The organism is Tardiphaga sp., from assembly GCF_044340795.1.
Taxonomy (GTDB): domain Bacteria; phylum Pseudomonadota; class Alphaproteobacteria; order Rhizobiales; family Xanthobacteraceae; genus Tardiphaga.
In genome coordinates this window covers 41021-51841 of sequence record NZ_JBIISY010000013.1, presented here as the reverse complement: position 1 = coordinate 51841, position 10821 = coordinate 41021, and the positions used below count along the sequence as shown (strand labels likewise).

The 10821-nt window shown below is 64.5% G+C and carries 11 protein-coding genes; all 11 read left to right on the top strand.

Annotation, left to right across the window (positions count from 1 at the left end; all coding sequences use genetic code 11):
- Positions 1–430 (top strand): hypothetical protein (locus tag ACIQ17_RS03940; protein ID WP_398465604.1); only part of this gene is annotated, 430 nt, incomplete at its 5' end.
- Positions 431–485: 55 nt separating this feature from the next.
- On the top strand, positions 486–1754 hold the full coding sequence (gene ihpA, locus ACIQ17_RS03935; RefSeq protein ID WP_398465602.1) for a divalent metal ion exporter subunit IhpA: 1269 nt from the start codon (positions 486–488) through the stop codon (positions 1752–1754).
- Positions 1751–2770, top strand: coding sequence for a divalent metal ion exporter adaptor subunit IhpB (gene ihpB, locus ACIQ17_RS03930; RefSeq protein WP_398465600.1), 1020 nt, complete (start codon positions 1751–1753; stop codon positions 2768–2770). The genes ihpA and ihpB overlap by 4 nt, the downstream gene beginning before the upstream one ends.
- Before the next feature lie 81 nt (positions 2771–2851).
- Complete coding sequence (locus ACIQ17_RS03925) at positions 2852–6073, top strand: efflux RND transporter permease subunit (RefSeq protein ID WP_398465597.1); 3222 nt, start codon at positions 2852–2854, stop codon at positions 6071–6073.
- On the top strand, positions 6073–6441 hold the full coding sequence (locus tag ACIQ17_RS03920) for a hypothetical protein (RefSeq protein ID WP_398465595.1): 369 nt from the start codon (positions 6073–6075) through the stop codon (positions 6439–6441). The genes ACIQ17_RS03925 and ACIQ17_RS03920 overlap by 1 nt, the downstream gene beginning before the upstream one ends.
- Before the next feature lie 52 nt (positions 6442–6493).
- The gene (locus ACIQ17_RS03915; protein ID WP_398465593.1) at positions 6494–7633 is read left to right on the top strand and encodes an OpgC family protein; all 1140 of its coding nucleotides are present in this window, start codon (positions 6494–6496) and stop codon (positions 7631–7633) included.
- A 5-nt stretch (positions 7634–7638) separates the two neighbouring features.
- Positions 7639–8112 (top strand): hypothetical protein, encoded by a 474-nt coding sequence (locus ACIQ17_RS03910; protein WP_398465591.1) that lies wholly within the window; start codon positions 7639–7641, stop codon positions 8110–8112.
- The gene (locus ACIQ17_RS03905) at positions 8112–8951 is read left to right on the top strand and encodes a hypothetical protein (RefSeq protein ID WP_398465589.1); all 840 of its coding nucleotides are present in this window, start codon (positions 8112–8114) and stop codon (positions 8949–8951) included. Before ACIQ17_RS03910 ends, ACIQ17_RS03905 begins: the two co-directional genes overlap by 1 nt.
- A gap of 1 nt (position 8952) precedes the next feature.
- On the top strand, positions 8953–9852 hold the full coding sequence (locus ACIQ17_RS03900; RefSeq protein ID WP_398465587.1) for a cation diffusion facilitator family transporter: 900 nt from the start codon (positions 8953–8955) through the stop codon (positions 9850–9852).
- A gap of 25 nt (positions 9853–9877) precedes the next feature.
- A complete protein-coding gene (locus ACIQ17_RS03895; protein ID WP_398465585.1) occupies positions 9878–10615 on the top strand; it encodes a flagellar hook-basal body complex protein in 738 nt (245 codons plus the stop codon).
- The gene (locus tag ACIQ17_RS03890) at positions 10615–10821 is read left to right on the top strand and encodes a hypothetical protein (protein ID WP_398465583.1); all 207 of its coding nucleotides are present in this window, start codon (positions 10615–10617) and stop codon (positions 10819–10821) included. The genes ACIQ17_RS03895 and ACIQ17_RS03890 overlap by 1 nt, the downstream gene beginning before the upstream one ends.

The window sequence follows — 10821 nt, the reverse complement described above, 5'->3', positions numbered from 1 at the left end:
ATTCGTCATCGACAGGATTCGTCGATCCATGCTACCCCACTCGGATAGTTCGAAAGAGACAACGATAGTGACGCTTTTCGCTCGCATCTTCCGCCACGGCCCGCTGCGCTTCTCGCGCAAGGCTTTGGTCATGGTCGTGCTGGCGTCGTATCTCTTCGCCGGTGCGATGCACGGGCTGTTCGAACTGGATGTGACCAACGCGGGTGGGGCGACCATCGTCTCGCTTGCCGATCAGGATCCGGGTCCTTCGGACAAGGGTGTTCTGGCCGATCACCACTGCCATGGATGCTTCTCGGTCTCCATGCCTGCGCCGCTTTTCGGCACCTTCATCGCCGTCGAAATGACGAGCCGCATGCCGGTCGCTCATGATGTCGAGCGTCGCAGCCTGCCGCGCGGCATCGATCCTCCGCCCCCCAAATCCCTGACCTGAACGTAATCGCCGGGCGCATCGCGCCCAGAATCCGTCGTTCGTCAGGCTTTTCATCATGTTCCCGAAATACGCCACGCGTCTCGCGTGCGCGGCTGTGCTGCTCGTCGCGTTGCCGACGGGGGTGGCCCATTCGCAGACCCTCACCATGGGGGCGGCGCTGCAGCGCGCGCTCGCCGCCAGCCCACGTCTGACCGCAGCCGAGCGTGACGTCGGGATCGCCCGAGGTCAACGCATCCAGGCCGGAGCGCTGATCAATCCGGACGTCTCCTACGAACAGGACGACTCGTTCGGATCGGGCGCTTACAGAGGAACGCGCTCGGCGCAGTCCACGCTGCAGGTCAGCCAGATGTTCGAGCTCTGGGGCAAGCGCGACGCGCGCATCTCCGCCGGCCAGGCCGGTCTGGATGCCGCCGGCATCGGCCGCCAGGCGGTGCGTCTGGAGGTATTGTCCGAGACGGCCATCGCCTTCGTCAGCGTCCTCGGCCTGCAGCGCCGCATCCACATTCTCGAAGAGCAGGTGGAGGCGATCAACAAGCTCACGCCGTTGCTGCAGCGTCGCGTGGAGGCGGGCGCATCGTCGATCGCGGAGACGGGCCGAGCCGAAGTCGCGTCCGCTCTGGTCAAGGCCGACCTCGAGCGCACCAAGGCCAATCTCGCTACGGCCCGTCGCGAACTCGCGATCCTGATGGGCGACACCGCGCCGAAGTTTAGTTCGGTCTCGGGACGTTTGGACGCGGTCGGTCGGCCGCCCAGCTTCCAGTCCGTTGTTGCGGCGATCGAGGCCAATCCGCAATTGGTCCGTTGGAAGGCGATCTACGCGCAGCGGAACGCTGAACTGCTACTCGCGCGCCTGAAGCCGTATCCGGACGTGACAGTCGCGGCCGGTTGGCGGAAATACAACGACACCGGCGACAGCGCTGTCCGTCTGTCGTTGTCGGTGCCGATCCCGGTGTTCGACCAGAACCAGGGCAACATCCTGTCCGCGCAGGAAAGCCTCGCCAAGACAGCCGCCGAACGGCAGGGCAACCGCAACACGTTGGTCGTGATCGCGGGCCGCGCCTACGACTCGTTGACCGGCTCGCTGCGCGAACTCGCGATACTGCGCGAGAGCGCCATTCCGAAGTCGAAGGACGCGGCCGACGCGATCTTCGAAGGTTACGGACAAGGACGCTACACGCTTCTTGAAGTGCTGGACGCCCAAGCGAGCGTCGCGCAGGCGCGCCTGCGCGAGCAGGAAGCCCAACAGAATTTCCATGTCGCCGTCGCCACCATCGAGGGGCTTGTCGGCAATCCGTTTGCATTGGCTCGGGGGAGCGCACGATGAAGAAGCCCGTCATGATTCTGGTAGGGGCGGTCGCGATCTTCGCTCTGGGCGCCGGCGTCTACGCCTATGCGCCGAGCAAGAACGACGCGCAGACCGCCGCCACGTCGAAGAACGCCAAGGGCGAGAAGAGCAAGGGGGAAAAGTCCAAGGGGGAGAAGAAGGGCGGCGCCGGCGAGGAGGAGAAGGGGCACGGCGAGGAGGGGGCCGTCGAGATGAACGACGCCCGCGTCGCATCGTCCAACATCGAGATCCTCGCTGTCGGACCCGAGACGCTGCGCGACTCGCTCCCGCTGAACGGCATCCTCCAACCGAACCAGGAAGCGCTGGTCCAGGTGACGCCGCGCTTTCCGGGCATCGTCCGCGAGATCAAGAAGCGGATCGGCGACAACGTCGAGAAGGGCGAACTGCTCGCGAAGATCGAGAGCAACCAGAGCCTGACGGTGTACGAGATCCGCGCGCCCATCTCGGGCACCGTGATCGACAGGCAGATCTCTCTCGGCGAGTACGCTTCCGAACAGAAGCCGGCCTTCACGGTCGCCGATATTTCTACGGTCTGGGTGGATCTGTCGGTCTACCGGCGCAACCTGCCGCGCGTCCGGATCGGCGACAAGATCCTGATCGACGTCGGCGATGGCGGCGCTCCCATCGAGGCGGCGCTGTCCTACATCTCTCCGGTCGGCAGCAGCGACACACAGAGCGCGCTGGCGCGCGCCGTCGTGCCGAACCCCGACATGCGCCTGCGGACTGGTCTCTTCGTATCGGCGCGCCTGATCCTCGCGGCGAAGAAGGTGCCTCTCGCGGTGCGGGCGTCCGCGATCCAGACCGTCGAGAACCGCAAGGTCGTGTTCGTCCGCAACGGCGAGAAGTTCGAGGCCCGCGACGTCGACACCGGGGCGCACGATCCGGAAAACGTGGAAATCCTCTTCGGCCTGCTCGAAGGCGACAAGTACGCCGCGACGAACAGCTTCATCGTGAAGGCGGAGCTCGGAAAGGGATCGGCGTCCCATGAGCACTGAACCCGTCCGGACGCGGCATGTCCGCGTCCACCTGAGCCTCTACGGGTCCCCACAGGGGATCGTCATGTCGGGAATTCGAACATGATCGACAAGCTTCTTTCTTTCTCCGTCCATCAGCGCTGGCTGATCATGATCGGCGTGCTCATGATGGGCGCCTTCGGCGTCTGGAACTTCACGCGCCTTCCGATCGATGCCGTGCCGGACATCACCAACGTCCAGGTGCAGATCAATACCAACGCTCCGGGGTTCTCGCCGCTTGAAGTCGAGCAGCGCATCACCTTCCCGATCGAGACGGGGATGGCCGGCCTGCCGAACCTCGTCAACACGCGCTCGCTCTCGCGCTACGGCCTCAGCCAGGTCACCATCGTATTCAAGGACGGGACCGACATCTATTTCGCCCGTCAGCTCGTCAACGAACGCGTTCAGCGGGTCAAGGACTCCCTGCCGACCGGCATCGAGACGGCGATGGGACCGGTCTCGACCGGCCTCGGCGAGATCTACATGTACACCGTCGAGGCGAAGGAGGGCGCGAAAAGCGCCGACGGCAAGCCATTCACGCCGAGCGACCTGCGGACCGTGCAGGACTGGATCATCAAGCCCCAGCTCCGGAACGTCGCCGGCGTCAACGAGGTCAACACGATCGGCGGCTTCGAGAAGCAGTTCCACGTGCTTCCGGATCCGGCCAAGCTGATGGCCTACAAGCTCAGCTTCCGCGACGTCATGACGTCGCTCGCGAACAACAACAACAACGTCGGCGCCGGCTACATCGAAAAGAATGGCGAGCAGTATCTCGTCCGTACGCCGGGGCAGGTGGCGAACGTCGAGGAGATCAGCCAGATCGTCATCGGTTCGCGCAACGGCGTCCCGGTCCGCATCCTGGACATCGGAGAGGTCAAGGAAGGCACCGATCTGCGGACGGGTGCCGCCACGGTCGACGGCAAGGAGGTCGTGCTCGGCACGGCTATGCTGCTGATCGGCGAGAACGGCCGGACCGTGGCGCAGCGCGTCGCGCAGAAGCTCGAACAGATCCAGAAGTCGCTTCCGGAAGGCATCTCTCTCCGCGCGATCTACGACCGTACGCACCTGATCGACGCGACCATCGCGACGGTCGAGAAGAATCTCGTCGAAGGCGCGCTGCTCGTCATCGTGATCCTGTTCCTCATTCTCGGGAACTTCAAGGCGGCGTTCGCGACGGCGCTCGTCATCCCGCTGTCCATGCTCTTCACGATCACGGGCATGTTCGAGAACAAGGTCAGTGCCAATCTGATGAGCCTCGGCGCGATCGACTTCGGCATCATCATCGACGGTGCCGTCATCATCGTCGAGAACTGCCTGCGTCTGCTCGCCCACGAACAGGCGAAGCAGGGGCGTCTTCTGACGCGCGATGAACGCTTCGCGACGATCATCGAAGGCTCCCGAGAGGTCATCAAGCCCAGCCTGTTCGGCACCCTCATCATCGCCGTCGTCTACCTCCCGGTCCTCACCCTCACGGGCGTGGAAGGCAAGATGTTCACGCCGATGGCATTGACGGTTCTGATGGCGCTTCTCGGCGCGAGCATCCTGTCGATGACCTTCGTCCCGGCCGCGGTCGCCCTGTTCGTCACCGGGAAGGTCTCGGAGAAGGAGAACTGGTTCATGCGCGCCGCGCATCGGACCTACGTTCCGCTGCTCGATGCCGCGATCCGCCTCCGTGTCGTCGTAGCCGCCGCAGCGGTGGTTCTGGTCATAGTCAGTGGATACGCCGCGACGCGGATGGGCGGCGAGTTCATCCCCAGCCTCGACGAGGGTGACGTCGCGATCCAGGCGATGCGCATTCCCGGGACCAGCCTGACCCAGTCGCTCGAGATGCAGAAGGCTCTGGAAGAGCGTCTGCACAAGATCCCGGAGGTGAAGGAGGCCTTCGCGCGTACCGGCACCGCCGAGGTCGCGACCGATCCGATGCCGCCGTCGATCTCGGACGGCTACGTCATGCTCAAGCCGCGTGATCAGTGGCCGGATCCCAAGAAGCCCAAGCTCGAGGTCATGAAGGCGATCGAGGAGGCCTCGGAAGAGGTCGCCGGCAGCCTCTACGAGCTGTCGCAGCCGATCCAGCTCCGCTTCAACGAACTCATCTCGGGCGTGCGCAGCGACGTCGGCGTCAAGATCTTCGGCGACGATCTCGATGTCCTCGCCCAGATCGCCGGGCAGGTGCAGACCGCGCTGCAAGGCATCCAGGGTGCCGCGGACGTGAAGACCGAGCAGGTCTCGGGTCTGCCGGTGCTGACGGTCAAGCTCGACCGCAAGGCGTTGGCGCGCTTCGGCATCAGCGTCTCCGACGTCCAGAACCTGGTCGAGATCGCCGTCGGCGGCAAGACCGCCGGTCTTGTGTTCGAGGGCGACCGCCGGTTCGATCTCGTCGTACGCCTTCCGGATGAACTCCGGACGGACGTCGAGGCGATCAAGGCGCTGCCGATCCCGCTGCCTCCCGTCGAAGGCCAGCCGAACCAGAACAAGGCCACACCGGCCGTGTTCGGGACGTCGCCTCTGGCCCAGATGCGCTACGCGCCCCTGGCGGAACTCGCGGAGATCTCGGTCTCGCCGGGACCGAACCAGATCAGCCGCGAGGACGGCAAGCGCCGCATCGTGGTCTCTGCCAACGTGCGCGGCCGCGACCTCGGCTCGTTCGTCGGCGAAGCGCAGCAGCAGGTCGCCGAGAAGGTCAAGCTGCCGGCGGGCTACTGGATCGGGTGGGGCGGTCAGTTCGAGCAGCTCGTCTCGGCGACCCAGCGTCTGACCATCGTCGTGCCTATCGCGCTGCTGCTGATCTTCCTGCTCCTGTTCCTCAGCCTGGGGTCTGCCGCCGACGCGCTGCTGGTGTTCAGCGGCGTACCGCTGGCGCTGACGGGCGGCATCTTCGCTCTGCTGCTGCGGGACATCCCGCTCTCGATCAGCGCCGGCATCGGCTTCATCGCGCTTTCGGGCGTCGCCGTGCTGAACGGCCTCGTCATCATCACCTTCATCGAGCGTCTTCGTCTCGAAGGAAAGACGGTGATGGACGCGGTTCGCGAAGGCGCGCTGACCCGTCTGCGTCCCGTGCTGATGACCGCGTTGGTGGCTTCGCTCGGCTTCGTGCCTATGGCCATCGCGACGGGGGCCGGTGCCGAGGTTCAGCGTCCGCTGGCGACGGTCGTCATCGGCGGCATCATCTCGTCGACCATTCTCACGCTTCTCGTCCTTCCGGCGCTCTACATCCTATTCCGCCGGGAATCTTCGCCTGCCCATGTGGAGGCGATGCCTGTCCACGCTACCAAAGGAGACCACTGATGAAGAAGATCCTGCTCGTCGCATCCGCGCTGCTGCTCGCCACGCCGGCGATGGCACAGCACGCCCATGAGAAGGGGCCGAACGGAGGCCAGATGGAGGACGTCGCAGGCGTGGAAGTCGAAATGGTCGCTTCCGGCAAGACGCTGACGTTCAACGTGTTCGACGAGGCCAAGAAGCCTGTCTCGACGAACGGCTTCTCCGGATCGGTCATGCTGACGTCCGGAAGCGACCGCGAGACGATCCCGCTCGTCGCCGCGGGCAATGCGCTCAAGGCCGAGGCCAAGGGCGAGATCGCGAAGGGCGCGTCCGTCGCCGTGACCCTGAAGACCGCGGCCGGCAAGTCCGGCCAGGCCAAGTTCAAGAACTGACCGGATACGTCCGTCTCGCTGATCGGAGCGCCGCCATGTGCGGCGCTCCTGAATGGAAAAGATGACCGAAGCAACGAACGACAAGGGTTCGGGGAGGGATCTGAGACTCGATCTCTTCCGAGGACTCGCCAATTGGGCGATCTTCCTTGATCACGTGCCCAACAACCTGGTGGCCTGGATCACCGCGCGGAACTACGGTTTCAGCGACGCGGCCGAACTGTTTGTGTTCGTGTCGGGTTTCACCGTGGCGTTCGTCTACGGACGCATGATGCGGACGGCCGGCTTCTTCAAGGCTTCCGTCGGCGTCCTCGGTCGGGTCTGGCAGATCTACGTCGCCTACATCCTGCTGTTCGTCTTCTACGTCGTCGCCATCGGCTATGTGGCTCAACGCTACGGCCACGCGCACCTGCTCGACGAATTCAACATACGCCTGCTCATCGCGGAGCCGGTCGAATTCATCAAGCATGGTTTGCTGCTCGAATATCGCCCGCTCAATCTCGACGTTCTGCCGCTCTACATCGTCCTGATGGCCCCGTTTCCACCGATCCTCTGGCTGCTGACGAAAGCGCCGAATGTCACGCTTGCGGCGTCGCTCGTTCTCTACGTCGTCGCCCGTCAGATGGGCTGGAATCTGTCGGGGTTTCCGTCCGGCACCTGGTACTTCAATCCTTTCGCGTGGCAGCTCCTGTTCGTGATCGGAGCATGGACTGCGGTCATCGACCGCGCGACGCTGCACAAGGCGTTGCGTTCGCGCGTCGTCATGCCCGTCTGCATCGCCATCCTCGTCTTCTCCGCCGTCGTCACCGTGGCGGCGCACACGGGCAATGAGACGATCCTTCCGGAGGCGGTTCGGTCCTTCTTCATTCCGAACGACAAGACCAACCTTGCGCCGTACCGCATCATTCATTTTCTGGCGCTGGCGATCGTCGTGTCGCGTCTGATTTCCCGGGACGCGCCCGCGCTGCAGTGGCCGGTGTGGCGGCCGATCATCGTATCCGGCCAGCAGTCGCTCGAAGTCTTTTGTGCGGGCGTGTTCCTGGCGTTCGTGGCGTATTTCGCCATCGACCTCGTCTCCGAGGCGTTCTGGTTCCAGTTGCTCGTCAGCATCGCCGGCATCGCCGCGATGACCGGCGTTGCCTATTTCCGGAAATGGGCCAAGGCCGGCAGGGCCAAGCCGGCGAAGACGGGGTGAGACCGATGCGCGCGATTGCACTCGTTTTGCTGACGATCCTGCTGACTCCGGACGGCGCCGCGGCGCGTGCCGGCTTCGCCGACGAACCTCCACGCGCTCCGTATCACATCGACAACCTGCCGCAGGAGCTCCGCAGGGTCGTCCGGAGCCGGGCCGCGAGTTGCGGCAACGAGCCGTCGGCGCAGCACCTGTTCTCGGTGTCGATAGGAGGCGAGGGCCGTGAATTCATGTCGTTTCACTACGACAAGCTCACCTGCACGAACCGGGCGGCCGTCTGCCGCTCGGGAGGATGCCTTCATGAGGTGTTCGTCCGTAGCGGACGGGGCTGGTCGCCCGTCTTCCAGGCCTATGCGGACGAGACGACACTCAGCAACGACGGCGGCCGCATATGCCTCGCGGTCCGCAAGGGCTGGACGACCGAGACCTATTCGTGGGCGCGCAACGGGTTCTCGCCAGTGATCGAGTGCAGGAGACGATGATGGAACACTCGCTTATAGGCCACCTGCATTTCGGCGGCGCAAACATCAGCTACCGCAAGAAGTTCAGGCTGTTCATCATCGTGGCGTCGGTGGTGCTCATCCTGAGCGCCATCAAGCTTGCGATCCACTATTCGGGCCTCGAACTGCTCGACCTCAACCGGTTGGTAACCAGCGGCATTGCCGGCGCGATCTTCATCATCGGCTTCATGCTGTCCAGCATCCTGGCGGACTACAAGGAGGCGGAGCGAATTCCGGCGGCCATCCGGACCGAGATCGAGGCGATCGACGGCGATCTCGAGATGTTCGCGGAGGAGGAGACGACGTTCGACGTCGCAAAACACCGCGGGATCATGGTCGCGCTTCTCGCGAAACTGCGAACCGGTCTCGGACACGCGAAGGACCACAAGGACATCACGCCGGCGCTCGACGAGCTCGCCAAACTGACGCCCATTCTCGGCCGGCTCGAAGGTCTCGGAATGGCCTCGAACTTCGTCGTCAGGCTCCGCAATTCGCAGGACCGGCTCCGCAGCTCGTTACTCCGGATCTACACGATCCAGCGCGTCGAGTTCGTGCCCTCCGTGCGGGTGCTGGTCCAGACGCTGGTCTCGTCGATCATCATCCTGCTCATGCTGCTGAAGACGGAGGGAGATCCGGCGTCCGCGATCCTGTTCGGCTTCATGGCCTACATGTTCGTCTACGTCCTCTACCTCATCAGACTGCTGGAGCAGCCCTTCGCCAAGGGCCACGGCTCCGTGGACGACGTCAGCCTGTTCCTGCTGGACGAACTGGAAGAGAAGTTGCGCGCTTCGTTGAACGCGCCGGAAGCAAAGGAAATCTGAGATGCACGGTGGCGGTTCACACGGAACGGCGGCGGCAAAACATTCGAAGAGGCTCGCGATTGCGCTGGGGATGACGGCGACCTACATGGTCGCCGAGATCATCGGCGGCTTGATCACCGGCAGTCTCGCGCTGCTCGCGGACGCAGCGCACATGGCGACCGACGTCGTAGGGCTCGGGCTTGCGCTTCTGGCGATCAGGTTCGCCGCGCGGCCGGCGACGCCGCAGCGGACCTACGGCTTCCTCCGAATGGAGGTGCTGTCGGCGCTCACCAACGCCGTCATCCTGCTCCTGCTGACGATCTACATCATCTACGAGGCCTATCAGCGCTTCCTGGCACCGCCGGAAATCCTGAGCGGACCGATGCTGATCGTCGCGCTCATCGGCCTTGCCGTGAACCTCGTCAGCATGTGGATGCTGATGGACGGATCGAAGGAAAGCCTGAACGTGAAGGGCGCGTACTTCGAGGTCCTCGGCGACATGCTGGGCTCCGTCGGCGTGATCGCGGCATCTCTGATCATCATGTTCACGGGCTGGCAGTTGGCGGACCCGCTGATCGGTGCCGGCATCGGTCTCTTCATCGTGCCGCGCACCTGGATCCTGCTCAAGCAGGCGGTCAACATCTTGATGGAGTCGACGCCGGCCAACGTCGACGTCGAGAAGATGACCGCGAGCCTGGGCGCGATCCCCGGCGTCACCGCGGTCCACGATCTGCACGTCTGGACGATCACCTCGGGGACCGACGCGATGAGCGGTCACCTCGTGGTCGAGGACGCGGCCCGGTGGCGAGAGGTGCTGCGGGAGGCGCAGACCCGCATACGCAAGGAATTCGGCATCGACCACGTCACCATCCAGGTCGAGGACGAAGCGATGAGAAGCGCTGAAGCGCAACTCGGCTTCTGAGCCGGCTGGTCCCTCGGAGGGTGTCATGAGCGACAAGCAAATGATCGGACTGTCCGGCCTCCTCGCGATGAGGAAGCACCTGGACTCGATCGCCAACAACGTCGCCAACCAGACGACGCCGGCGTTCAAGGCGGGACGCGTGCAGTTCAAGGAGTACCTGACCGAGGCCAAGGAGGCGGAGGTCCCGGATCTCGCCAAGCGTTCGATGGTCTCGACGTCGCAGTTCACCGACTTCACCGTCGGCGGCGTGAAGGCGACGGGCAATTTCCTGGACGTGGCGCTCATCGACGATCAGTCCTTCTTCGTCGTCGATACGCCGTCCGGTCCCCGGTACACGCGCTCCGGAGCCTTCACGCTGGACGGCAAGGGCAAGCTGACGACGCTGGACGGTGCGCCCGTCATGACGAGCAACGGCCCACTCGTGGTGCAGCAGCGCGACGGTCCCGTCACGATATCGGGGGATGGCTCGATCTCGACATCGCAGGGACGCGTCGCCGGCCTGCGGATGGTCCGGTTCGCCGACCGACAGCAACTGACACCGGAAGGCGGCGGTCTCTTCTCGTCGGCGACGCCGCCGATCGACATCCCGTCCGGGAAGGGACGCCTGGCGACGGGCGTCCTCGAGATGGCGAACGTCAGGCCTGCGGACGAGATGAGCCGGATGATGGCGGCCACGCACGCCTACGACGTCCTGGCCAAGACGGTCTTCAAAGGCGAGCCCGCCGAGGAGCTCCGGAAGCTGGCAGGAGCGGGTGAGGACTGATGGGACGGCGCGCCGGCGACGACAATGGAAGATTCGAGATCGGCCGGGACGACGACGGATGGTGCGTGCGCGATCGGGAGACCGGGCAGGTGGTGACATGCGTGACGCCTCCGCCGACGGGTCTGTTCCGGATCGAGGCGGAACTGATCCGGGATCAACTGAACCAGACGCCGCAGCGCCGTCCCGGCGCACGGCGCGATGCATGA